This window comes from Alsobacter sp. R-9 (assembly GCF_054612375.1).
The window spans coordinates 44,705-67,655 of the sequence record NZ_JBTSWJ010000009.1; the positions used below are offsets into that span (position 1 = coordinate 44,705).

The following is a 22,951-nucleotide window of genomic DNA, read 5'->3' on the forward strand; positions in this document are numbered from 1 at the left end:
GACCACCGCGATCAACCTGGGCACGGCCCTGGCGGCCATCGGCGAGCGCGTGCTGATCGTCGACCTCGACCCGCAGGGCAATGCCTCGACAGGGCTCGGCATCGACCGGCGCAGCCGCACCCGTTCCACCTACGACGTGCTCGTGGGTGATGCGACGCTTGGCGAGGTCGTGCTGGAGACGGCCGTTCCCCGGCTGTCCGTGGCCCCCTCGACGCTCGATCTCCTCGGCGTCGAGCTGGAGATCGCGGCGGAGAAGGACCGGGCCTTCCGGCTGCGGAGCGCCATTCGCGCCCTGCATGCGCAGTCGCTCGAAGCGGGCGGCGAGGGCTTCACCTACATTCTCGTCGACTGCCCGCCGTCGCTGAACCTGCTGACGATCAACGCGATGAGCGCCGCCGATGCGGTGCTGGTGCCGCTGCAGTGCGAGTTCTTCGCGCTGGAGGGTCTCAGCCAGCTCCTCAAGACGGTCGAGCAGGTGCGCGCGGCGCTCAATCCGCGGCTGACCATCCACGGCGTGGTGCTGACGATGTTCGATCCGCGCAACAACCTCTCCACCCAGGTGGTGCAGGACGTGCGGCAGTTCATGGGCGAGAAGGTCTACGAGACCATCATCCCCCGCAATGTCCGGGTGTCCGAGGCGCCGTCCCACGGCAAGCCGGTCCTGCTCTACGACCTGAAGTGCACCGGGGCGCAGGCCTATCTTCGTCTCGCCTCCGAAATTATCCAGCGTGAACGCGCCCTGCAGGCAGCCTGACATGAACACCGTCGTGCGTATGAAGAAGGAGGCCGCCATGGCCGACGAACCCGCCCGCCCGCGCCTCGGCCGTGGCCTCGCCGCGCTGATCGGCGACGTCGGCGACGAGGTGGCTGCCGTCGAGCGCAGCCGCGGCCAGCGTCGCGTTCCCGTCGAGTTCCTCCGGCCCAACCCGCGCAACCCGCGCAAGAGCTTCGACGATGCGGATCTGGAGGACCTCGCGGCTTCGATCCGCGAGAAGGGCATCATCCAGCCCATCCTCGTGCGCACGCTGCCCGGCATGGCCGACGTCTACGAGATCATCGCCGGGGAGCGGCGGTGGCGGGCGGCGCAGCGCGCCGGCCTGCACGACGTTCCGGTGCTCCTCGTCGAGGCCGGCGACCGCGAGGCGCTGGAGCTGGCGATCATCGAGAACGTCCAGCGCGCCGACCTGAATCCGCTGGAGGAGGCGCAGGGCTACGAGCGCCTCATCGGCGAGTTCGGCTATGCCCAGGCCGACCTCGGGAAAATCATCGGCAAGAGCCGCAGCCACGTGGCCAACACGCTGCGCCTCCTGAAGCTGCCGGAGAGCGTGAAGGCGCATGTCCAGCGCGGCGAGCTCAGCGCGGGGCACGCGCGGGCGCTGCTGTCCGTGCCGGATCCGGAGGGCACGGCGAAGGCCGTGATCGAGAAGGGCCTGAACGTCCGGGACGTCGAGCGGCTCGCTCAGGACGAGGCGACGCGGGCGGTCGAGCCCGCCGCCGAGCCCGCGGCTCGTGCCACCCGGGAGAAGGATCCGGACACCCGCGCGCTTGAGAAGGCGCTCGAGGATGTCCTCGGCATGGCCGTCGAGATCCGCCACGGGGCGCGAGGCGGCGAGGTCCGCATCCGGTACAAGACGCTGGACCAGCTGGACACCGTCTGCCGGCGCCTGCGCGACTGAACTTCAGCGCCGGCGGGCGCGGGAGGCGATCTGGAGAAGGGTGCGGGCGAGGTGAGCCTCGCCCAGGCGGGCCTGCCGCCGCGTGCTGGCCTGCGCCTCGCGCAGCAGGCCGATGGCGTCCTCGAGGTTTTCCGTCGACCACAGCTGCAGCTGGCGCTGCACGCTCGCCTTTCGCTTGAAGAAGATGCGCGCCTGCTGGAGGGCGGCGTCCGCCGAGCCGCCACGGTCCATGCCGAGGCGGGCGCGGTGCAGCACCATCGCATGGCGCAGCGCCGCGGCGACGACCATGCCGGGGTCCTCGCCCTCCGCGACGACCGCCCGCAGCCCGATGTCCAGCGCCAGGCCTTCGCCGGCGAAGGCCGCGTCCACCACCCCGTCGACGGCCGAAACCGCAGAGCTCGCCGCGATCGCCTCGACGTGGTCCAGCGTCACCGTCCGGTCGCCATGCGCATAGAGGGCGACCTTCTCGACTTCCTGCCGGTTGAGGGCGCGGTCCGCGCCCAGTGTCGCCACCAGCGCGTCGCGGGCGTCCCGCTCGATGCCGAGGCCGTGTTCGCGCAGGAGGCTCTCCACGAAACCGGCGAGGTCCCTCGCCTCGTCCGCATAGCAGGGCAGCGCCATGGCCCGCGGATTCGCCTCCACGGCCTGGCGCAGCGGGTGGCGCGGGGTCAGGTCTCCGGCCTGCAGCACGACGACGGCATCGGCAGGGGGTGCGACGAGCAGGGGTGCCACGGCAGGTGCCAGGTTCCGCGCCCCGACGCGCACCCACAGCGACCGCTTGCCGCCGAACAGCCCGATCGTGTTGGCCTCGTCCGCAAGCCGGAGCGGATCGCCGGCGACCTCGTCGCCGTCGAGCCGGATGAGCTGGAAGGGGTCCTCGGGGTCGTCGACCGCGCCGCGCGCCAGTTCGCGGGCGCGCTCGGCCACCAGGCCGGCATTGGGGCCGTAGACCAGAATGATGCGGCAGGCCGGATCGGGGCGGCGGACGAAGGCGTCGACCTCGTGCGCCTTGCGCTGGGCCACGACGGGACTACTTGGCCGTGGCGAAGTGCGCGGCGATGCGGGTCCGGATCTGGTCCGCGAGGGTCCGCGCCACCCGTATCTCCGCATCCCTTGCCGCGCGGGTCGAGGCGAAGCGCTGCTGGGTGCGGTCATAGGTGGCCGTGGCCGTGGCCGTCCCCTGCATCAGCACGCTGCCACCTTCGTAGGGGGTCAGCTGGAAGGTGACCGTCGCCACCAGGGTCGCCGACGTGGTGCGGCCGGTCAGCGTGTTCACCGTGGCCGACTGGATGCTTTCCTTGACCGTCATGGTCAGCCGGTACTTCGGCTGCGGCGGCTCCCCGGCTCCGAACAGCTCGAAGCGGGTCTCCTGCACGAGGTAGTGGCCAAGGCGGTCCTGGACGGGGTCCACCGCGACCTGGGCCAGCCGGGCCGCGACGTCCCCGCCGGGGCCCGAGGTGGGCGCGTACATCGGCCGGATGCAGCCGGCGAGCGCCAGGGGGAGGCCGACGAGGACGACCGTGCGCAGCAGGGACCGGCGATCAACCGACGACATTGACGATCCTCTGCGGCACCACGACGATCTTGCGGACGGGACGGCCCTCGAGTCCGCGCTGGACGGCGTCGAGCGCCATCACCGCGGCCTTGACCGCCTCCTCCGAGGCGTCGCGCGCGATGACGAGTTCGGCGCGCTTCTTTCCGTTCACCTGCACCGGCAGCGTGACCATGTCCTCGACGACCAGCGAGCGGTCCGCGACGGGCCAGGGCGTCTCGGCGGCGAGTGTCGCGTGGCCCAGCGCCGCCCGGCACTCCTCGGCGAGGTGGGGCATCATCGGCGACAGGATCGCCACCAGGATGTCGGCTGCCTCCCGGAAGGCCCAGGCCAGGTCGGCCGGGCGCTGCTCGCTCGCCACGGCGCCGACGGCGGCCGAGAGGGCGTTGGAGAGTTCGTAGATATGGGCGACGCAGCGGTTGAAGCGCAGCCGCTCGACATCCTCCTCCACGCGGATCAGCGCGCGGTGGGCAGCCTTGCGGATCGCCAGCGCCTCCTCGGTGAACGAGGCCGGGGCCGGCGTGCCGGGCGCGGCGGCCAGCGTCGCGAGTTCGCCGGTGAGCCGCCACAGGCGCTGAACGAAGCGGGCGGCGCCCTGCACGCCTTCCTCGGTCCAGATGACGTCGCGCTCGGGCGGCGAGTCGGACAGCATGAACCAGCGCGCGGTGTCGGCGCCGTAGGTGCCGATGATGTCGTCCGGGTCCACCGTGTTCTTCTTGGACTTCGACATCTTCTCGATGGGGCCGATCTCGACCGGCGCACCGGTCGACAGCAGCGTCGCGCGGCGCGTGGCGCCCTCCGCCTCGATCTTCACGTCCGAGGGCGGCACCCAGCCGCCGTCCGGCCCCTTGTAGGTCTCGTGCACCACCATGCCCTGCGTGAAGAGGCCGGCGAAGGGCTCGTCGAGCCCGGCATGGCCCGTCCGCTTCATGGCGCGGGTGAAGAAGCGCGAATAGAGCAGGTGCAGGATCGCGTGCTCGATGCCGCCGATGTACTGGTCGACGGGCAGCCACGAATCCACCGCCGAGCGGTCGGTCGGCGCGTCCTCCCGCCACGGATCGGTGAAGCGGGCGAAGTACCACGAGGAATCCACGAAGGTGTCCATCGTGTCCGTCTCGCGGCGGGCCTTTCCACCGCAGGTCGGGCAGGCGACGTGCTTCCACGTGGGGTGACGGTCGAGGGGGTTGCCCGGCTTGTCGAAGTCGATGTCGTCCGGGAGCTTCACCGGCAGGTCGGCCACCGGGACCGGCACCACGCCGCAGGCGTCGCAGTGGATGACGGGGATCGGACAGCCCCAGTAGCGCTGGCGGGAGATGCCCCAGTCGCGAAGGCGGAAGTTGACCTTGCGCCGCGCGACCGGCGCGTTGCCGCGCGTCTCGCGCTCCAGCCGGCGGGCAACCTCCTCCTTGGCCTCGGCGATCGTCATGCCGTCGAGGAAGCGGGAGTTGACGATCCGGCCGTCGCCGTCGAACGCGGTGTCGGTGACCACGAAGCCCGCGGGATCGACGCCCGCCGGGCAGACCACGACCTGGTTGCCGAGGCCGTAGGCGTTGGCGAACTCGAGGTCGCGCTGGTCGTGCGCCGGGCAGCCGAAGATGGCGCCCGTGCCGTACTCCATGAGCACGAAGTTGGCGACGTAGACGGGGAGCGTCCACGACGGGTCGAAGGGATGCACGGCGCGGATGCCCGTGTCGTAGCCCTTCTTGTCGGCCTTCTCGATCAGCTCCAGCGCCGTGCCGGTGCGCTTGCACTCGGCGATGAACTCGGCCAGCGCCGGGTCGCGCTCTGCGGCGGCCCGCGCCAGCGGATGGTCGGGCGCCAGCGCCATGAACTTGGCGCCGAACAGCGTGTCCGGGCGGGTCGTGTAGATCTCGAGGTCGGTCTCCCCGGACGGGGTCGTCGCGGGATCGAGCGCGAAGCGCACGGACAGGCCCTCCGAGCGGCCGATCCAGTTGCGCTGCATGACGCGGACCTTCTCGGGCCAGCGGTCCAGCGTGTCGAGCGCGTCGTTCAGCTCCTGCGCGAAATCGGTGATGCGGAAGAACCACTGGGTGAGCTCGCGCTGCTCGACGAGCGCGCCCGAGCGCCAGCCGCGCCCGTCGATCACCTGCTCGTTGGCGAGCACGGTCTGGTCCACGGGGTCCCAGTTCACCTTGGCGGTCTTGCGGTCGACCAGCCCGGCGGCCAGGAAGTCGAGGAACATCCGCTGCTGGTGCTTGTAGTAGGTGGGATCGCAGGTCGCGATCTCGCGGTGCCAGTCCAGCGACAGGCCCATGCTCTTCAGCTGGCCGCGCATGGTGGCGATGTTGGCGTAGGTCCACTGCGCCGGGTGGACCTTGTTGGCCATGGCGGCGTTCTCGGCCGGCATGCCGAAGGCGTCCCACCCCATGGGATGCAGCACGTTGAAGCCGCGGGCGCGCTTGTAGCGGGCGACCACGTCGCCCATCGCGTAGTTGCGGACATGGCCCATGTGGATGCGCCCCGACGGGTAGGGGAACATCTCGAGCACGTAGTACTTCGGCCGCGGATCGTCGTTGCGGGTGCGGAAAAGCTCACGCTCCTCCCACACGCTCTGCCATTTCGGCTCGGCCTCGCGGGCGTTGTAGCGCTCGGACATCATGGTGCGGGTATGCTCGGCAAATCGGACAAGGGACGGGCGGACACGGAAAAGGGTTCGCGCGGCTTGCGCCGCCCGACCCGGCCGGACTAGGACACGAATGCTTGCGCCGGTCAATCGGCGCGGGGAGCAAGGGAATCGGACCATGGCAGGGCAGGCGACGGGCATCGACGCCGTGGCGCGGCTCCACGACGTCGAGGCGGCGATCGGACGGGCAGCGGAGGATGCGGGCCGGGCGCCCGGCGACGTCCGGCTGGTCGCGGTGTCGAAGACCATTCCCGCGGAGGGAATCGCGCCCGTGCTGGAGGCCGGCCACCGCGTCTTCGGCGAGAACCGCGTCCAGGAGGCCGCGGGCAAGTGGCCGGGCCTGCGCGAGCGATTCCCCGGGATCGAGCTGCACCTGATCGGCCCGCTGCAGACCAACAAGGTCCGTGACGCGTGCCAGCTGTTCGACGTCATCGAGACGGTGGACCGCGAGAGCCTCGCCGTGGCGCTGGCGCAGGAGAAGGGCAAGCGCGGACGCCTGCCCCGGCTCTACGTCCAGGTGAACACGGGCGAGGAACCGCAGAAGGCCGGCATCGCGCCGGGGGAGGCGGATTCCTTCCTCGCCGCGTGTCGGGAGCGCTGGTCCCTGCCGATCGAGGGGCTGATGTGCATCCCGCCGGCGGACGAGCCGCCGTCGCCGCATTTCGCGCTGCTGGCCGCCATCGCCCTGCGCAACGGCATCGGCCTGCTGTCGATGGGCATGAGCGCGGACTTCGAGGAGGCGATCCAGCTCGGCGCCACCCATGTCCGCGTCGGCAGCGCCATCTTCGGCGCCCGCGGCTGAGCAGCCTCAGGCGACGCCGGTCGTCTCGCGCACGAAGGCGATCAGATCCGCATCGGTGAAGTCGCGGGCGGCCCGGCGGGCTCCGGCGGCGATGAGGTCGTCGGGCGCCAGTGACGTGGCCATGCCGACGACGCCGAGGCCCGCAGCCGCCGCCGAGCGCACGCCGGACCGCGAATCCTCGAAGGCGACGGTATGGCCGCGGCTGGCGCCCGTCATCTCCAGGCCGACGAGGTAGGGCATCGGGTGCGGCTTGGGATGGGGCAGCTCGTCGCCGATGACGACGTGCGGGAACCGTCCGCCGAGCCCCAGCGCCCCCAGCATCATGTCGGCATTGGCGCGCGGCGCGTTGGTCACCACGGCGATGGCGACGCCGCGGCTCTCGGCCCATGCCAGAAGGTCGAAGAGACCGGCTGCGGGCTCCAGGTCGCCGGCCCGCGAGCGGAAGAGCGCCTCCTTCTCGTCGGCGAGGCGGCGGTGCTCCTGCGTGTCCCGGTCCGGAAAGAGGCGGGCAAAGATGTCGGCGTTGGGGTGGCCGATGATGTGCGTGTCGTAGAAGTGCTGGTCGACGGTCGGCTTGCCGTACTTGGCGAGCACGTCGTTGAAGGCCGCGAAGTGGACGGGGTCGGTCTCGACCAGCGTGCCGTCGAGGTCGAACAGCAGGCCGGGGCGCGGCGGAACGGGCATCGGGGGATCCTTGCAGGGTCAGCGCGTGACGACGAGGCGTGTCGCCGGCGTCAGCAGGGGGAGCAGGAGGCGCATGGTCTTCGCCGAGACGGCGATGCACCCTTCGGTGGGCGCGTAGCCCGCCCGGGCGAGGTGGAGGAAGATGGCGCTGCCGCGGCCGCGGATCGCCGGGCGGCGGTTCCAGTCGAGGTCGATCACGACATCGTAGAGGTGGTCGGCGCGCCGCATGGTCTCATGGCTGGCCGGGAAGGGCAGCCGGACGGGACGGTTGTAGCGCGGGTGATTCACGTCGTCGCACCACCCGTCGTTTGCCTGGATCGGCCGACGCGGCAGGAGGCACAGCGGGCGGGTGACGCGGTCGCGCCGCCAGAACACCCCGAGGGGGCGCAGCACGCCCAGCGGCGTGGCGCCGTCGCCTTCCCGCTTGCGCCGCGTGGCTCCGCTTCGGCCAAGGGCACAGGGATAGGTGCGATGGCCGATGCCGATCCGGCCACGGCGATGATCGAGCGGGTCGACACGGACGTACAGGAGACGGGACGGCGCGATCATGGGCGGATTTGCAGCACTCTTCGGCTCCGGCGCCGGGGTGGGGCGTGCTTGCGAAGCGACGCCTCTCTCGTCTACTTCAATCACAGGGCCTGCCGCGCACCAAGTCCGGGTCGCGGCAGGACGCCCCGGGGACTGCGACTGATGTCGAATGTGCGTACCATCCTGGTGGTCGACGACGACCTCGAACTGGCGGCTGCCGTCTGCGAGCAGCTGGCCCTCCACCAGGAGTTCACCACGACCACGGTCGACACCGCGGGCAAGGCCATCGCCTTCGTGCGCGACAACCGCGTCGACCTCGCGCTGATGGACGTCGGCCTGCCCGACATGGACGGTCGCGACGCCGTCAAGATCATGCGCAGCAGCGGGTTCCGCTCGCCCATCATCATGCTGACCGGGCACGATTCAGAGGGCGACACGGTGCTCGGGCTCGAGGCCGGGGCGAACGACTACGTCGTCAAGCCGTTCCGGTTCGCGGTGCTGCTGGCCCGGATCCGGGCCCACCTGCGCCAGCACGAGGCCTCCGAGGACGCGATCTTCACGATCGGGCCCTACACGTTCCGGCCGAGCGCCAAGCTGCTCGTGTCGCCGCAGGGCTCCAAGCTGAAGCTCACCGAGAAGGAAACGGCGATCCTGCGGTTCCTCTACCGGGCCGACTCCAAGGTGGTCACCCGCGACGTGCTCCTGACGGAGGTCTGGGGCTACAATGCCAACGTGACCACGCACACGCTGGAAACCCACATCTACCGGTTGCGGCAGAAGATCGAGCGCGATCCCTCCAACGCGCAGATCCTCGTGACGGAATCGGGCGGCTACAAGCTCAACCCGTAAGAGTTCCATGGCGCTCAAGCGCGACATCGCGATCCTGCAGACCGTGCCGCTCTTCGCGGCGATGGACGAGGACGCGCTGCGGCTGATCGCGTTTTCCGCCGAGAACCGGGTCTACCGAGCCGGGGACCTGCTGTTCCGGCGCGGCGACATGTCGGACGGCGGCTATGTCGTCACCAGCGGGGCGGTGGCCCTCGACGAGGCCGACGACGGGTCACCCGCGCCGATGGTGGCCACCACCGGGACGCTGATCGGGGAGCTGGCGCTGATCGTCGACACGCAGCGCCCGGCCACCGCCATCGTGCGGGAGCCCTGCTCGGTGCTGAAGATCAGCCGGCACGTCTTCCGGCGCGTGCTCGAGGAGTTCCCGGAGGTCGCGGCTTCGGTCCAGGCGCACTGCCTGGCGCGGCTGGAGGCGATGACGGGCGACCTGGGCGGCGTGCGGCGCCAGTTGCTGGCGCTCGACGACACGACCCCCGTCACAGCTCGAGGTTGACCATCACCGGTACATGGTCCGACGGGCGCTCCCAGCCACGGGCTTCCGACAGGATGGTGTTGCCGGCGAGCGATCCCTCCAGCCCCCGCGACAGCCAGACATGGTCGAGCCGGCGGCCGCGGTTGGCCTTCTGCCAGTCCTGGGCGCGGTAGCTCCACCAGGTGAACAGCTTCTCCGGCTCGGGGCGCAGCGTGCGCACCGCGTCGACCCAGTCGCCCGCCTCCTGCACGATGCCGAGCTTTTCCGTCTCGACGGGCGTGTGAGAGACCACGTCGAGCAGCTGGCGGTGGCTCCACACGTCGTGCTCGAGCGGCGCGATGTTCAGGTCGCCGACGAGGATCGACCGGCCCGCGGCCGGGCGGTCCTTGCGCCCCCACGCCACCATCTCGTCGAGGAACTGCAGCTTGTGGGCGAACTTCACGTTCGCCTCGGGGTCGGGGATGTCGCCTCCGGCGGGCACGTAGAAGTTGTGGAGCGTGATCCCCGCGGCAGCGCCCGCGTCCTTGGTCAGGGTAACGGCAACGTGGCGCGCGTCGTCCTTGTCGCAGAAGCGGATCGCGTCACGGGCCTCGAAGGGCAGCTTCGAGACGATGGCGACGCCGTGGTAGCCCTTCTGCCCGTGCACGGCGACGTGGTGGTAGCCGAGCTTGCGGAAGGCCGACAGCGGGAAGCTGTCGTCCGGGCACTTCGTCTCCTGCAGGCACAGGACGTCGGGGGCGTGGGTCTCGAGGAACTGCCCGACGAGACCGGCGCGCAGCCGAACCGAATTGATGTTCCAGGTCGCGACGGTGAAGCGCACGCTCGTCTCCCGCGGATGGTCGCGGGAAGGGCTAAAGCGTCGGACCCGGGAGGGCAAGCGCCACCGTCACCGCCTCAGCGGTTGCTCCCCGTCATGTTGGGCATGTTGCGGGAATAGTCGATCTGGAACAGGCCGGGATCCGGCTGGTGGTTCGTGTCGACGTTCCGCAGCGCCACCGCCGTCTGGTAGCCCTGCGGGTCGACCACGGTCCACTGCCGCAGCGCGTAGGACCTGGGGTCGAAGAAGAGCTCGATCCGCGACGTCCCGCCGAAGGTGGAGCGGTCCTCGATCTGCACCGAGACGAGGTCGGGCGATGGGTTCACCTCGACGAGGCGGGTGTCGCGGGCGAGGTCCACCTTGTCGCGCAGCAGGAATTTCAGCGGGGTCTGGCCGATGCCGTACATGTCCTGCGTGCCGAGCTTCCGGTCGCGGATCACCACCGACGTGCCGTCGGCGACGATCTCGAGCTGCGCCGGCGCCTTGTATTCGAACCGCAGGCGCCCCGGCTTCTGCAGGAAGAGCTTGCCCTCGACGCGGCGGCCGTTGCTGCCGGTCTGCACGAACTCGGCCTGCATCGACGAGAGCGCGTTGAGCGATGCATTGACGCGCCGGAGCACGGCGTCCGGCGATGTTTCGACCGCTGCCACCGGTTGCACGGTCGCGGCCGGCGCCGGCGCGGCGGGGACCGGAGCAGGCCGGGCGACCTGTTTCTCCTCCGGCGCGGCCGCGCTCGGAGCGGCGCCCTCGGCGAGGCCGGCGGGCCTGGGCGGCGGGAGCGGAATCGGGCGGGCCTGAACCACCGGCGCGGGCTTGGGCGCCGCCGCGGCCGGCGGTGCGGTGACCGGAGCGGGCGCGGCGGGCGTGCCGACGGATCCCGGCGGACGCGGCGGCTGCAGCTGCAGAGGCTGCGCGCCGGCGGCGGACGCCACCAGCAGGGCGGCCCCGCCGAGCAGGGTGCCGGCCGTGAATCGCGTCGCTCGTCGCCTGATGTCCATGCCGTCCGGGTAGCCCCCTGTTGTGGCGCTTTCGCGACCTCGCCGCGTCAGTCGTCGTCGAAGGGCGCGTCTCCGCGTCCCGCGGGCTGCTCCATGAGGATCTCGCGCTTGCCGGCATGGTTGGCCGGCCCCACGATCCCCTCGTTCTCCATGCGCTCCATCAGAGAGGCCGCGCGGTTGTAGCCGATCTGCAGCCGCCTCTGGATATAGGACGTGGAGGCCTTGCGGTCGCGCAGCACGACCGCGACGGCCTGATCGTAGAGGTCGCCGCCGGGCGCGCCGAACTCGCCCTTGTCGAAGACGGCGCCGCCGTCGGCCTCCTCGCCCGGGGCCTCCTCGTCGTCCTGCAGGACGGCCTCGAGGTACTGCGGCCGGCCCTGCATCTTGAGGTGGGCGACGACCTTCTCGACCTCGTCGTCCGACACGAACGGCCCGTGAACGCGGCCGATCCGGCCGCCGCCGGCCATGTAGAGCATGTCGCCCTGGCCCAGCAGCTGCTCGGCGCCCATCTCGCCGAGGATGGTGCGGCTGTCGATCTTCGACGTCACCTGGAAGGAGATGCGGGTCGGGAAGTTCGCCTTGATCGTGCCGGTGATGACGTCCACCGACGGGCGCTGCGTGGCGAGGATGACGTGGATGCCGGCGGCGCGGGCCATCTGCGCAAGGCGCTGGATGGCGCCCTCGATGTCCTTGCCGGCCACCATCATGAGGTCGGCCATCTCGTCGACGATGACGACGATGTAGGGCAGCTGCTCGAGGTCCATGACCTCGTCCTCGTACACGGCCGCCCCGGTCTCGCGGTCGAAGCCGGTCTGCACGGTACGGGTGATGACCTCGCCCTTCGCCTTGGCCTCGGCCACGCGGGCATTGAAGCCGTCGATGTTGCGCACGCCGACCTTCGACATCTTCTTGTAGCGCTCCTCCATCTCGCGGACGGCCCACTTCAGCGCCACGACCGCCTTCTTGGGGTCGGTGACGACGGGCGTCAGCAGGTGGGGAATGCCGTCGTAGACGCTGAGTTCCAGCATCTTCGGGTCGACCATGATGAGGCGGCACTGCTCCGGCTGCAGCCGGTAGAGCAGCGACAGGATCATGGTGTTGATGGCGACCGACTTGCCCGAGCCCGTGGTGCCGGCGACGAGGAGGTGCGGCATGCGGGCGAGCTCGGCGATCACCGGCTCGCCGCCGATCGTCTTGCCGAGGCACAGGGCCAGCTTGAGCTTGGTCTTCTCGAAGTCCTCGGAGGCCAGCAGCTCGCGCAGGTAGACGGTCTCCCGCTTCTGGTTGGGCAGCTCGATGCCGATGGCGTTGCGACCCGGAACCACCGCGACGCGGGCCGAGACGGCGCTCATCGAACGGGCGATATCGTCGGCGAGACCGATGACCCGCGACGACTTGATGCCGGGGGCGGGCTCCAGCTCGTAGAGCGTGACGACCGGGCCCGGGCGGACGTTGATGATCTCGCCGCGGACGCCGAAGTCCTCCAGCACGCCTTCCAGCAGGCGGGCGTTCTGTTCCAGCGCGTCGGTCGACACCGTGGCGACGCCGGTCTTCTTCGGCTCGGCCAGCAGGGCGAGCGGCGGCAGGTGGTAGCGGTCCTCGTCGAGAAGCGAGGGCTGCGCCTCGCGCGCCAGCCGCTTGCCCGGCTTGGGCGCCGGGGCGCGCGGCGCGACGCGCGGCTGCGCGGTTCCGTCGATGATCGGGGCCTCGGCCCGGGCGGGCGGCGGGGGCGGCGCGTCGTCCTCGTCGGCGAAGTCGTCGTCGTCCATGGCCCCGCCGGGCGCGACGGGCGCGGGGCCGGCCGGCGGCGGGCCGAAGCCGGGCTCGGTCCGGTCGATCATGCGACGGCGCAGGGCGGCGAGCGGGTCGTCCTCCTCCTGCCGCTTCGGGGCCGGGACGGCGGCGCGCAGGCGCGCCAGCAGGCCGGGGCGGGCGGACGACCGGCGTCGCTGCCAGAAGCGGACGGCGCTGCCCTTCACGGACAGCAGACCGTGGAAGATCGCCCCCACGGAAACAATGCCGAGGCCAGGCTCGCCGGCGCCGTCGTCCTCGTCGAGGTCCTCGAGGCGGGCGGGACGCTTCTCGCGTGCTTCCTGCTCCTCGGCTTCGGCCTGGTCGAAGCCGAAGCCTGCGGCGGCGGAAAGGCCGAGGATGGCGAGCAGGGCGAGGCCGAGCGTCACGAGGACGCGCATCGGCCCGTGCTCCTGGCCGGTCAGGCCGCGGAACAGGGAGAAAGCGAAATCGCCCACGACGCCGCCGAGACCCGTCGGCAGGGGCCAGCGGGCGGTGGCGGGCAGGGCGCTGGCGACGGCGGCCGCGGCCAGCGTGCCGCCGATCCACAGCAGCGTGCGGAGACGGGCCCGCACGAGCGGCCGGCCGCCCAGCAGGCGCACGCCCGCCAGCGCGGGCGGAGCGATGAGGGCGATCGAGGCCACGCCGATCAGCTGCATCAGGATGTCGGCGACGATGGCGCCGGGCCGGCCCAGCGCGTTGCGGACAGGGCCGTCGATGGCGTGGTTCAGGCTGGGGTCCTGGACGGACCACGTGACGAGGGCGAGGCCGCAGGCGCCCGCGAAGGCGAGCATCGCCAGCCCGGCGATCTCGGCCGCGCGTCTCCACATGAAGTCCCGGACGATCTCCGAAACGTGCTCGAAGCCGGAACGGCTTGCCCGCGTAGTGCGCATCACGGAACCCAGGCGGTGGAACGGTCCGGCGCGGCGCGGCCGGTCCCTCCTCGCACGGTAGGGAGGGCGCGGTTAATGCCTCCTTAACCTTACGGCGCCGGTCCCATGAAAAAGGGCGGCCGGAACACCGGCCGCCCAGTTCAGGGAGGAAACCGGAGGGCCAGGCCCTCCAACCCCGGCGCGGGACGAGCCGACCTTCGGGTCGCTCCGCGGCGGAACATCTGGAGCATCCGGGGTCCACCAGCCGGGAGGGGCTGGTGGAGCGATGCCCGGCCTCAGTAGTTGTAGGCGCGCTCGTCGTGCTCGGCGATGTCGAGACCCTCGCGCTCCTTCTCGGTGCTGATGCGAAGGCCGACGATCATGTCGGTGACCTTGTAGAGCACGGCGGAACCGACGCCCGACCAGACCAGCGTGAGGAGGACGGCCTTCACCTGAGCCGTGAAGGCGGCGCTGAAGACGTACTCAGCGATGGCGAGTTCGCCCGGCTTGGAGATGTAGTCAGGGATGCCGCCGCCGCCGAGCGCCGGGTTCACGAGGATGCCCGTGGCCAGCGCGCCGACGATGCCGCCGACGCAGTGGATGCCGAAGACGTCCAGCGAGTCGTCGTAGCCGAAGGCGTTCTTCACGCTGCTGCAGAACACGAAGCAGACGCCGCCGGCGACGAGGCCGAGGACGATCGAGCCCATGGGGCCGGCGAAGCCGGAGGCCGGGGTCACGGCCACGAGGCCGGCGACGGCGCCCGAGATGAGGCCGAGCATCGTCGGCTTGCCCTTGGCGGCCCACTCCACGAAGAGCCAGGCGAGGGCGCCGGCCGCGGTGGCGACGAAGGTGTTCACCATCGCCAGCGCCGCGGTGGCGTTCGCCTCGAGGTTGGAGCCGGCGTTGAAGCCGAACCAGCCGACCCACAGCAGCGAGGCGCCGATCATCGACATGGTCAGCGAGTGCGGGGCCATCAGGTCCTTGCCGTAGCCGATGCGCTTGCCGATCATCAGGGCGCCGACGAGGCCGGCGATGCCTGAGTTGATGTGCACGACGGTGCCGCCCGCGAAATCGAGCGCGCCCCACTGGAAGATCAGGCCGGCGTCGGCGGTGACCTCGTCCAGCTTGGCCTGCGCGGCGGTCTTGGCAGCGGCGTCACCGGCGGTCGCGACGGCCTTGGCGGCGGCAGCGAGCGCGTCCGGACCGGCCCAGTACCAGACCATGTGCGCGATCGGGAAGTACACGAAGGTGACCCAGAGCGCCGTGAACAGCAGCACCGCCGAGAAGCGGATGCGCTCGGCGAAGGCGCCGACGATCAGGGCCGGGGTGATGCAGGCGAAGGTCATCTGGAAGGCCATGTAGACCAGCTCGGGGATGACGACGCCGTTGGAGAAGGTCGCCGCCACCGTGGTGGTGTCGACGCCCGCCAGGAACGCCTTGGAGAAGCCGCCGACATAGGCGTTCAGCGCCCCGCCGTTGGTGAAGGCCAGGGAGTAGCCGTAGGTGACCCAGATGATGGCGACCAGGGCGACGATGGCAAACACCTGGCTCAGCACCGACAGCATGTTCTTGGTGCGGACGAGCCCGCCGTAGAACAGCGCGAGCCCGGGAACCGTCATCAGAAGAACGAGGATCGTCGAAACCAGCATCCACGCGGTGTCGCCCTTGTTGGGCACGGGCGCCGCGGCGGCCGCCTCCTCCGCCAGCGCCGGCACCGCGGCAAGGGCCGCGAACGTCGCGGCGGCGAGGCCGGCCCTCATGAACGTAGTCATTCTCATCACGAAAACTCCTGTCGGCCTCTTGAAATCAGAGCGCGTCGCCGTCGCGCTCGCCGGTGCGGATGCGGACCGCCTGTTCGATCGGGGAGACGAAGATCTTGCCGTCGCCGATCTGGCCGGTCTTGGCGGCCGAGGAGATGGCGTCGATCACCTTCGACACGACGTCGGAGGGGACCGCGACCTCGATCTTCAGCTTGGGAAGGAAACTCACCGCGTACTCGGCGCCGCGGTAGATCTCGGTGTGACCCTTCTGGCGGCCGTAGCCCTTCACCTCGGTCACGGTCAGGCCGTGCACGCCGATGGCGGTCAGCGCGTCGCGGACCTCCTCGAGCTTGAACGGCTTGATGATCGCCATCACGATTTTCATGGATATCGGTTCCCCGTTACGCCACCTGCGCCTTCGCGCACGGTTCGAGCCGGGGTCCGACAATCAAGGGCCGTGCCAGATTTCCGCCGCGGTCGTCGCCTTCGCGTTCGATGCGCGAAAAGACGGCAGAAACGACTCAAGGTTGGGCAGCCGGCAGGACTGCCACCCTTCGATCAGGCCGTTTTTCCAGCAGATGCCTATTCGCTAGGCATTTCTCCCCGCAGGCGGACGAGTCCCTCCTGCGCGACCGACGCGACGAGGACCCCGTCGCGGGTGAAGATCGAACCGCGGGCGAAGCCGAGCGCCCGGCTCGCGGAGGGGCTGTCCTGGGCGTAGAGCAGCCATTCGTCGGCGCGGAAGCCGCGGTGGAACCAGAGGGCGTGGTCGAGCGACGCGGCCTGGACCTCCTTCGAGAACACCGACTTGCCGTGGGCGACGAGCGTTGCGTCGAGGAGCGTCATGTCGGAGGCGTAGGCCAGCACGCACTGGTGCACGACGGGGTCGTCCGGCAGGGTCGCGGTCGCGCGGATCCAGACGTGCGAGACCGGCGGGCGCGGTCCCGTGCTGGTGTAGCGGCTGAGGTCGACCGGACGCACCTCGATCGGCCGCTCGCGGCTGAAATAGGCGCGCACGGCGTCCGGGAGGTGAGCCAGCATGCTGGAGCGGAAGATGTCCTCGCCCGGCAGGTCCTCCGGCGGGGGCACGTCGGGCATGCCGATCTGGTGATCGAGCCCGGCCTCCTCCTGGTGGAAGGAGGCGGACAGGCTGAAGATCGCGTGGCCATGCTGGATCGCCTTCACGCGGCGCGTGGCGAAGCTGCGCCCGTCGCGCAGCCGCTCGACCTCGTAGATGATCGGCACGGCCGGATCGCCGGGCAGCATGAAGTAGGCGTGCAGCGAATGCGGGCGGATGCCTTCGACGGTGCGGCATGCCGCGACGAGCGCCTGTCCGATCACCTGCCCGCCGAAGACGCGCTGCCACCCGGTCTGGGGGCTGCGACCGCGAAAGAGGTTGATCTCGAGGCGCTCAAGATCGAGAAGCGTCAGCAGGCGGTCGACGGCACTCATGATGACTCCTGTTGTCGGGACCGAGACAATCACCATCGCCGTCGCGGCGCCAGTCGTGGCGTAGCCCGGCGGCGATGCCAGCGAGAACGGAGCCTCCGGATGGCCGAAGCGGCCCGTACCGACATCCTCATCGCCGGAGCCGGGGTCGCCGGGCTCGCCCTGGCAACGGCGTTGCGGCAGGCCCTCGGGGGCAGCCTCTCCGTGACGCTGTGCGATCCCGCCCTCGCCCGCCCCGCCGGGCGCGACGACCGCGCCTTCGCCGTCGCGGCCGGTCCGCGGCGGATGCTCGAGGCGCTCGGCGTGTGGGATTCGCTCGCGGCGGACGCGCAGCCGATCCTCGACATGGTGATCACCGACAGCCGGGTGAACGACCCGGTGCGGCCCGTGTTCCTCACCTTCTCGGGCGAGGTCGCCCCGGGAGAGGCCTTCGCGCACATGCTCCGTCATGACGCCCTGCTGGCGTCGCTCACGTCTGCCGCGACGGCGGCTGGCGTGGACCTGAAGGCTGCACGCGTGACGCGGGCCGACCCGCAGGAGGAGGAGCAGGAGGTGCGGCTGTCGACCGGCGAGACCATCGCCGCGCGGCTGGTGGTCGCCTGCGACGGCGCGCGCTCGCCGCTGCGCGAAGAGGCGGGGATCGGCGTCGTGTCGTGGTCGTACCGGCAGTCCGGCATCGTCGCGACCGTCGCCTTCACGCGCAACCACGAGGGCCGGGCCGAGGAGCACTTCCTGCCCGGCGGACCCTTCGCCATCCTGCCCCTCAAGGGCCGGCGGGCCTCCATCGTGTGGACCGAGTCGACGCAGACGGCCGAGGACCTGCTGCATCTCGACGACGCCGACCTGCACGAGGAGATCGAGCGGCGCTTCGGCCTGCACCTCGGTCCGATCACGCTGGAAAGCCGCCCTCGTGCCTATCCGCTCAGTTTCGCGGTGGCGCGGCGGTTCGTCGGGCCCCGGCTGGCCCTCGTCGGCGACGCGGCGCATGTCGTGCACCCGATCGCGGGGCAGGGCCTCAACCTCGGCCTGCGCGACGTCCCCGCGCTCGTCGATGCGGTCGTCGAGGCTGCCTCGCTCGGCCTCGACCCCGGTGCGCCGGACGTGCTCGCCGGCTACGAGCGGGCGCGCCGCTTCGACACGGTGCTCATGGGGGCGGCCACCGACGGCCTCAACCGGCTGTTCTCGAACGACCTGACGCCGCTGCGGATGCTGCGCGACGCCGGCCTCGGCGTCGTCGACCGGCTGCCCGGGCTGAAGCGATTCTTCATCCGCGAGGCGGCGGGCCTGTCGCCGTCGCAGCCGCGCCTGCTGCGCGGCGAGCGTCCCTGATCAGTCGTCGAGCCGCCGCGCCTCGTCCGGCAGCATGATCGGGATGCCGTCGCGAATCGGATAGGCGAGCTTCGCCGACCGGCTCACCAGCTCCTGCCTCTCCGCGTCGTATTCCAGCGGGCCGCGGGTCAGCGGGCAGACCAGGATCTCGAGAAGCCTCGGGTCCAGGCGGTGCGGCGTGGCCGGTGCGGCGGCCTGGCCTTCGGCGGGCGGTGTTCCGGACACGGGCATCCTCCTGTGTGCCGCTACTGGAGCGGCGTCTCCGAGCCGTCGTCGCCGCGCGCCAGCTCCATCTCCGTCATGGCGACGAGAATCTCGGCCCGCGTCTTGAGGTCCGGCGCCTCGAGCAGCGCCTGCTTCTCGCGGATGTCGAAGGGGCTCATCATCGACAGGGCGTTGACGAGCGCCTCGTTCGAGGCCTCCTCGATGCCCTTCCAGTCGACGCTGAGCTCGTTGGCGTCGACGAAGGCGCGCAAGGTGCGGATCACGGCGCCGCGGTCGACCTTGTCCTCGCCGGCCCGGGCCTCGAAATCGATTGGGAAGGCGCCGAAGTCCACCCGGCACTGGCGGTAGGCGGTGACGGAGGCCAGTTCCTCCAGCACGCGGAAGCGGGCGACGCCGGTCAGCGTGATGAGGTAGCGGCCGTCGCCGGTCTCCGCCAGTTGCGTGATGCGGCCGGCGCAACCGACCGTCAGCAGGCGGGGCACCTTGAGCTCGCCGGTCCCGAGCTCGGGCTGGATCATGCCGATGATGCGCGACGAGCGGAGCGCGTCGTCGATCATCGACAGGTAGCGCGGTTCGAAGATGTTGAGCGGCATCTCCCCGCGCGGCAGGAGAAGCGCGCCGGGCAGAGGGAACACCGGGATGACGCCGGGCAGGTCGGAGGGGCCGCCGTAGACCGCGTTGATGCTCATCCGCCGCCCCGCGCCGTCAGCGGAAGAGCACGGCAGACAGCTTGCGGCGCCCGGCGACCGTCATGTCGTCCATGGGACCCCAGGCCTCGAAGAACTGCACCAGCTGCTTGCGCGCGCCGTCCTCGTTCCACGTGCGGTCGCGCTTGATGATCTCGACGAGGTGGTCGACCGCCGCCTCCCGGTCCCCCTTGGCGGCCAGGCCGAGGGCAAGGTCGAAGCGCGACTGGTGGTCTGCCGGGTTGGCGTCCACCCTGGCCTGCAGGTCGGCGAGGTCGCCCAGCGAGGCGGCCTGCTCGGCGACCTCGATGGCGGCGCGCACGCTGGCGACGGCGGGATCGGACTGCTTGTCGGCCGGCACGCCCGCGAGCACGTCGCGGGCGGCCTGCAGCTCGCCGCGGTCGGCGTGGATCTTGGCGAGGCCCGCCAGCGCCGGGACGTTGCCCGGCTCCTCGGCGAGGATCGCGCCAAAGATCTGGGAGGCAGAATCCGTGTCGCCGCTGGCGGCGAGGGCTTCCGCCTCCTTCAGCGCCTCCTCGATGGCGTCGGGGCCGGCCGGACCGGCGATGCGCTCGATGAAGGCCTTCACCTGGCCTTCGGGCAGGGCGCCCATGAAGCCGTCCACGGGCTGGCCGTTCTGGAAGGCGATGACGGCGGGGATCGACTGGATGCCGAGCTGGCCGGCGATCTGCGGATGCTCGTCGATGTTCATCTTGACGAGCTTCACCTTGCCGCCGGCGGCCTTCACCACCTTCTCGAGGACGGGCGTCAGCTGCTTGCAGGGCCCGCACCAGGGGGCCCAGAAGTCGACCAGGACGGGCCGGCGGGTGGATTCGACCAGCACGTCCTGCCGGAAGCCGGCCGTGGTGGTGTCGGAAACAAGGGTATCCTGCTGCCCGCCGGGGGCCGCCATCGTCGCGTCGAGTGCCATCGTCCTTCGTCTCCCCGGCTGCCCGACCCGAATCGTCGCGGGTGGGTCCGGTGCATGGCGGCCTTGCCGCCGGCCTCTGATCTCTGCGTCGTCACAATGTGGGATGAACGCCCGCGAACTGCAACACGGGGGCTCAGGCCGCCGGCGCCTCGGCACTCTCCAGCGCGACGACGACGGGCTCATGACCGGTCCAGCGCAGGAACCGGACGAGATCGTCGCGATGCACGCCGGTCGTCATCGTGTTGACCAGCGGATGGACGTTGATCCGATCGTGCGCCATCAGCCGCTCGTCGAGGATGACCGTGGCCCGGCCGGCGGTGTCGTTGATGGCAGCGAAGGGGGTCACCGAGCCCGGCTCGACCCCCAGGACCTCGCGCAGGAGCTCGGCCGAGCCGAAGGAGACGCGGCCCGAGCCGCCGATCAGCTCGTGCACCTTCTTCAGGTCGATGCGCGTGTCCTCGACGGCCGAGATCAGGAAGAGCCTGCTCTTCTTGTCCTTGACGAACAGGTTCTTGACGTGCGCGCCCGGCAGGACTCCACGCAGGCGCTTCGATTCCTCCACGGTGAACACCGCCGGGTGATGCTGCGTCTCGTGCGCGATCCCGAGCGAGTCGAGGGCGGCGAAGAGATCGTCCGGCGTGCGCGGGGCGGGGGCGTCGGCCATCGGCTGGGGAGTCCTTCCAGAGGGTCTGCGCCCGCGTTCTAGAGGAGTGACGCGCCCGGCCGCAAGACGGGCACGGGCATGGGCGCCGTCGCGGCGGGCCGCGCCCGGCCAGTGGACGGAAAGGATGCCGCGAGAAGCCTGTTGCATCACCCGGCGAGTTGCGGCATATACCGCCTCGCCGACGGCCGGGTGCCGTCGCGGAACAGGATGCGGGTGTAGCTCAGGGGTAGAGCACAACCTTGCCAAGGTTGGGGTCGAGGGTTCGAATCCCTTCGCCCGCTCCAGTTTCCGCTCAGCGCTGACGAAAAACGGGGCCGCGAAAGCGGCCTTTCTCGTTTCGGCGCCCTCTACAACCTCCGGCAGCTTGAGGTTGGCCTTTCTCGTTAAGCTTGCGTTTGGCTCCAGCGCCTAGAGTCCGCCGCCATGTCGATGGCGGACGAAGGCGTGCTGATGCCGGCCATCCCCGTGGCGCGGGCCGTGGGGTATTTCCGCGTGTCCGGACGCCAGCAGGGGATGCTGCGGGCGGAGCTCGAGGCGCAGCGCAAGCGGCTGAAGGAGTACGCAGCCACGCACGGGCTGCAGGTGATCGCCGAGTTCGTCGACTACGAGAACGGCAACCGCGCGGCGTTCGTCCAGCTCAGGAAGGGGCTCGACCTCTGCAAGCAGCGCGATGCCGTGCTCATCCTCCCCAAGCTCGGCCTGATGATCCGCGACTGGACCTTCCTCGCGCAGCTCCACGTCGCCGACGTCGAGGTCGTGGCGCTGGATTCACCGGCCCTGACGCGCTCGACGGCGGGCGAACTGGCGCTCGTGGCGCGCCGCGAGGACCGGCGCCTGCTGCGCGCCAAGCCCCTGCCGGGCGGCGCTGGGCTCAGGCAGGGCTGACCTTCTTCACGTCCACCATGACGCCGTGGGCCGTGACGCGCTGGTTGAACGTCAGCCTGTCGCCCGGCCCGACCACGCCCACCGCCTCGTCCCGGTCCGGCAGAACCACCGTCGCCGAGCGGTTGAGGAACACGATGACGTGCTTCTTCTCGGCGAGCGCGGCCTGCGCCCAGCGCTTGAACTGCGCGTAGTAGGGCGCCTGCTTCCACGCCTGCGGGTGACCGGGGTCGACCTGAACCAGAAGGTTGCGTGTCGCGGGGTCCGTGGTGAGGACGAACTTGGCCCGCTCAGGTTTCCATTCCGGGCCGAGCCACGACTCGGTCATCCACATGCAGTGGAAGGAGCGGCAGTGCTGCGGCCGAGTCTCGTGGATGCCGCAGCCCCGCCCGGGCGCGCAGTGCTGGCACCATTGGCCGGCCGGCTTCTCCAGCGAGGGCACGTCGAAGACCTTGCAGCACAGGGTGCAGGTCCCGCACGAGCGGCCGGGCGCGGGCGTGGAGACGAAGGCGGCGGGATCGTAGGTCATCCGGGCATCCAGCGAGAGCGTCGCTCCCGTGATACCCGGATCGGCAGCACAAATCAGCCCTACCTGCGCTCCTGGGCGTCGTCTTTCAGCGGAACCGCTCCACCGCGTACCCCGCGTCCGACCCCCGGGTCACGGGCTTGAGGAGATAGAGGCCCCACAGGGCGGCGAGGCCGACGAGGCAATAGACTGCCCGGGCGAGGCCCGTCCCCTCGCCGAAGATCGCGGCGACGGCGTCCACGTCGAGCAGGCCGACGAGGCCCCAGTTCAGGCCGCCGACGATCAGCAGGATCATGGCGATCACGTTGATGGCTTTCACGGCGGCCTCCCTGGAGCGGCGAAATCCCTGCCGCCGAACGCGGCGTGACGGAGGTCCGTTCCCCGGATGTCGCGCCGAACCCTTGCCACCCCGCGGCGTTGCATGGCCACGGCAACACGATGGGAGACCCGAGATGACGATGATCAACCTGAAGACGATGCTCGTGGCGGCGGGCCTCGCGGTGGCGCTGCCTGCGATGGCGCTGGCCCAGTCGAGCGGCGGGGCCGGCGGAAGCGCCAGCGGCGGCGCCGGCGGCGTGTCGGGCGGAGCGGCCGGCAGCGCGGGCGGTTCGCTCGGCGCGGGCGGCAGCAGCGGGACCATGGGCTCCGGCAGCGGCACCATGAACCGGAACGGCGCGAACGACCCGGCCACGACGGGCACCGTCGGACAGGGCGAGGACCGCTGCGCCGGTGTGCTCGCCAACCGCAGCCGCTATCCGGCCGACGTGGTGTCGGGCTGCGAGAAGAAGTAACGCCCCCGTTCCGCGGGGCCGCG

At 70.8% G+C, this 22,951-nt stretch carries 25 protein-coding genes and 1 tRNA gene; 9 read left to right on the forward strand and 17 right to left on the reverse strand.

The features are described from left to right. Together ACX9GQ_RS15220 and ACX9GQ_RS15225 are read left to right on the forward strand one after the other, a co-directional pair. Window positions 1–754, forward strand: a 754-nt coding sequence (locus tag ACX9GQ_RS15220; protein ID WP_459630409.1) for a ParA family protein, incomplete at its 5' end; no start/stop codon positions are given. 37 nt (window positions 755–791) lie between these two features. After that, complete coding sequence (locus ACX9GQ_RS15225) at window positions 792–1,676, forward strand: ParB/RepB/Spo0J family partition protein (protein WP_459630410.1); 885 nt, start codon at window positions 792–794, stop codon at window positions 1,674–1,676. Window positions 1,677–1,679: 3 nt separating this feature from the next. Here the strand turns inward: ACX9GQ_RS15225 and holA are convergent, their stop codons facing one another. From holA to leuS, 3 genes are read right to left on the reverse strand one after another with little or no spacing between them, the layout of a single operon-like run. Next, the gene (gene holA, locus ACX9GQ_RS15230; protein WP_459630411.1) at window positions 1,680–2,699 is read right to left on the reverse strand and encodes a DNA polymerase III subunit delta; all 1,020 of its coding nucleotides are present in this window, start codon (window positions 2,697–2,699) and stop codon (window positions 1,680–1,682) included. 7 nt (window positions 2,700–2,706) lie between these two features. Beyond that, entirely contained in the window at window positions 2,707–3,231 is a 525-nt protein-coding gene (gene lptE / locus ACX9GQ_RS15235) for an LPS assembly lipoprotein LptE (protein ID WP_459630412.1), read from the reverse strand. Further along, window positions 3,218–5,848, reverse strand: coding sequence for a leucine--tRNA ligase (gene leuS, locus ACX9GQ_RS15240; RefSeq protein WP_459630413.1), 2,631 nt, complete (start codon window positions 5,846–5,848; stop codon window positions 3,218–3,220). Before leuS ends, lptE begins: the two co-directional genes overlap by 14 nt. Window positions 5,849–5,990: 142 nt before the next feature. Between leuS and ACX9GQ_RS15245 the strand changes: the two genes are divergently transcribed. Next, window positions 5,991–6,674, forward strand: coding sequence for a YggS family pyridoxal phosphate-dependent enzyme (locus ACX9GQ_RS15245; RefSeq protein WP_459630414.1), 684 nt, complete (start codon window positions 5,991–5,993; stop codon window positions 6,672–6,674). A 6-nt stretch (window positions 6,675–6,680) separates the two neighbouring features. On the opposite strand, the gene ACX9GQ_RS15250 is transcribed toward ACX9GQ_RS15245, so the two are convergent. After that, entirely contained in the window at window positions 6,681–7,358 is a 678-nt protein-coding gene (locus ACX9GQ_RS15250) for an HAD family hydrolase (protein ID WP_459630415.1), read from the reverse strand. An 18-nt stretch (window positions 7,359–7,376) separates the two neighbouring features. Next, complete coding sequence (locus tag ACX9GQ_RS15255; RefSeq protein WP_459630416.1) at window positions 7,377–7,907, reverse strand: L,D-transpeptidase family protein; 531 nt, start codon at window positions 7,905–7,907, stop codon at window positions 7,377–7,379. Between the two features lie 141 nt (window positions 7,908–8,048). On the opposite strand from ACX9GQ_RS15255, the gene ACX9GQ_RS15260 reads away from it, so the two are divergent. Beyond that, window positions 8,049–8,735: a response regulator transcription factor gene (locus ACX9GQ_RS15260; RefSeq protein ID WP_459630417.1), complete on the forward strand. Its 687-nt coding sequence runs from the start codon at window positions 8,049–8,051 to the stop codon at window positions 8,733–8,735. A gap of 7 nt (window positions 8,736–8,742) precedes the next feature. After that, complete coding sequence (locus ACX9GQ_RS15265) at window positions 8,743–9,228, forward strand: cyclic nucleotide-binding domain-containing protein (protein WP_459630418.1); 486 nt, start codon at window positions 8,743–8,745, stop codon at window positions 9,226–9,228. Here the strand turns inward: ACX9GQ_RS15265 and xth are convergent. From xth to tesB, 6 genes are all read right to left on the reverse strand, one after another. After that, entirely contained in the window at window positions 9,212–10,027 is an 816-nt protein-coding gene (gene xth / locus ACX9GQ_RS15270; protein WP_459630419.1) for an exodeoxyribonuclease III, read from the reverse strand. The two genes, ACX9GQ_RS15265 and xth, sit on opposite strands and share 17 nt — an antisense overlap. Window positions 10,028–10,101: 74 nt before the next feature. After that, window positions 10,102–11,022, reverse strand: a complete 921-nt coding sequence (locus ACX9GQ_RS15275; RefSeq protein ID WP_459630420.1) for an outer-membrane lipoprotein carrier protein LolA — start codon at window positions 11,020–11,022, stop codon at window positions 10,102–10,104. A gap of 47 nt (window positions 11,023–11,069) precedes the next feature. After that, window positions 11,070–13,706 (reverse strand): DNA translocase FtsK, encoded by a 2,637-nt coding sequence (locus tag ACX9GQ_RS15280; protein ID WP_459630421.1) that lies wholly within the window; start codon window positions 13,704–13,706, stop codon window positions 11,070–11,072. Window positions 13,707–13,981: 275 nt separating this feature from the next. Beyond that, window positions 13,982–15,463 carry an ammonium transporter gene (locus ACX9GQ_RS15285; protein WP_459630422.1) on the reverse strand — a complete coding sequence of 494 codons (1,482 nt, stop codon included), beginning with the start codon at window positions 15,461–15,463 and terminating at the stop codon, window positions 13,982–13,984. A gap of 28 nt (window positions 15,464–15,491) precedes the next feature. Next, the gene (locus tag ACX9GQ_RS15290; RefSeq protein WP_459630423.1) at window positions 15,492–15,830 is read right to left on the reverse strand and encodes a P-II family nitrogen regulator; all 339 of its coding nucleotides are present in this window, start codon (window positions 15,828–15,830) and stop codon (window positions 15,492–15,494) included. A 197-nt stretch (window positions 15,831–16,027) separates the two neighbouring features. Continuing rightward, a complete protein-coding gene (gene tesB, locus ACX9GQ_RS15295) occupies window positions 16,028–16,897 on the reverse strand; it encodes an acyl-CoA thioesterase II (protein WP_459630424.1) in 870 nt (289 codons plus the stop codon). A 99-nt stretch (window positions 16,898–16,996) separates the two neighbouring features. Here tesB and ACX9GQ_RS15300 point away from each other — a divergent pair, with 99 nt between their 5' ends. Next, window positions 16,997–18,223, forward strand: a complete 1,227-nt coding sequence (locus tag ACX9GQ_RS15300; RefSeq protein ID WP_459630425.1) for a ubiquinone biosynthesis hydroxylase — start codon at window positions 16,997–16,999, stop codon at window positions 18,221–18,223. Here the strand turns inward: ACX9GQ_RS15300 and ACX9GQ_RS15305 are convergent, their stop codons facing one another. The 4 genes from ACX9GQ_RS15305 to ACX9GQ_RS15320 form a co-directional block, all read right to left on the reverse strand. Continuing rightward, a complete protein-coding gene (locus ACX9GQ_RS15305; RefSeq protein WP_459630426.1) occupies window positions 18,224–18,454 on the reverse strand; it encodes a Trm112 family protein in 231 nt (76 codons plus the stop codon). 14 nt (window positions 18,455–18,468) lie between these two features. Further along, entirely contained in the window at window positions 18,469–19,137 is a 669-nt protein-coding gene (locus ACX9GQ_RS15310) for an LON peptidase substrate-binding domain-containing protein (RefSeq protein ID WP_459630427.1), read from the reverse strand. Window positions 19,138–19,153: 16 nt separating this feature from the next. Beyond that, the gene (trxA, locus tag ACX9GQ_RS15315) at window positions 19,154–20,065 is read right to left on the reverse strand and encodes a thioredoxin (RefSeq protein ID WP_459630428.1); all 912 of its coding nucleotides are present in this window, start codon (window positions 20,063–20,065) and stop codon (window positions 19,154–19,156) included. A gap of 133 nt (window positions 20,066–20,198) precedes the next feature. After that, window positions 20,199–20,729: a prolyl-tRNA synthetase associated domain-containing protein gene (locus ACX9GQ_RS15320; RefSeq protein WP_459630429.1), complete on the reverse strand. Its 531-nt coding sequence runs from the start codon at window positions 20,727–20,729 to the stop codon at window positions 20,199–20,201. A gap of 209 nt (window positions 20,730–20,938) precedes the next feature. Here ACX9GQ_RS15320 and ACX9GQ_RS15325 point away from each other — a divergent pair. Beyond that, a tRNA-Gly gene (locus ACX9GQ_RS15325) sits at window positions 20,939–21,013 on the forward strand. A gap of 139 nt (window positions 21,014–21,152) precedes the next feature. Next, window positions 21,153–21,614: a recombinase family protein gene (locus tag ACX9GQ_RS15330; protein ID WP_459630430.1), complete on the forward strand. Its 462-nt coding sequence runs from the start codon at window positions 21,153–21,155 to the stop codon at window positions 21,612–21,614. On the opposite strand, the gene ACX9GQ_RS15335 is transcribed toward ACX9GQ_RS15330, so the two are convergent. Next, window positions 21,601–22,140 carry a hypothetical protein gene (locus tag ACX9GQ_RS15335; protein ID WP_459630431.1) on the reverse strand — a complete coding sequence of 180 codons (540 nt, stop codon included), beginning with the start codon at window positions 22,138–22,140 and terminating at the stop codon, window positions 21,601–21,603. The two genes, ACX9GQ_RS15330 and ACX9GQ_RS15335, sit on opposite strands and share 14 nt — an antisense overlap. 85 nt (window positions 22,141–22,225) lie before the next feature. Next, the gene (locus ACX9GQ_RS15340; RefSeq protein WP_459630432.1) at window positions 22,226–22,456 is read right to left on the reverse strand and encodes a DUF378 domain-containing protein; all 231 of its coding nucleotides are present in this window, start codon (window positions 22,454–22,456) and stop codon (window positions 22,226–22,228) included. A gap of 133 nt (window positions 22,457–22,589) precedes the next feature. On the opposite strand from ACX9GQ_RS15340, the gene ACX9GQ_RS15345 reads away from it, so the two are divergent. Next, window positions 22,590–22,928, forward strand: coding sequence for a hypothetical protein (locus tag ACX9GQ_RS15345; protein WP_459630433.1), 339 nt, complete (start codon window positions 22,590–22,592; stop codon window positions 22,926–22,928). Window positions 22,929–22,951: the final 23 nt, after the last annotated feature.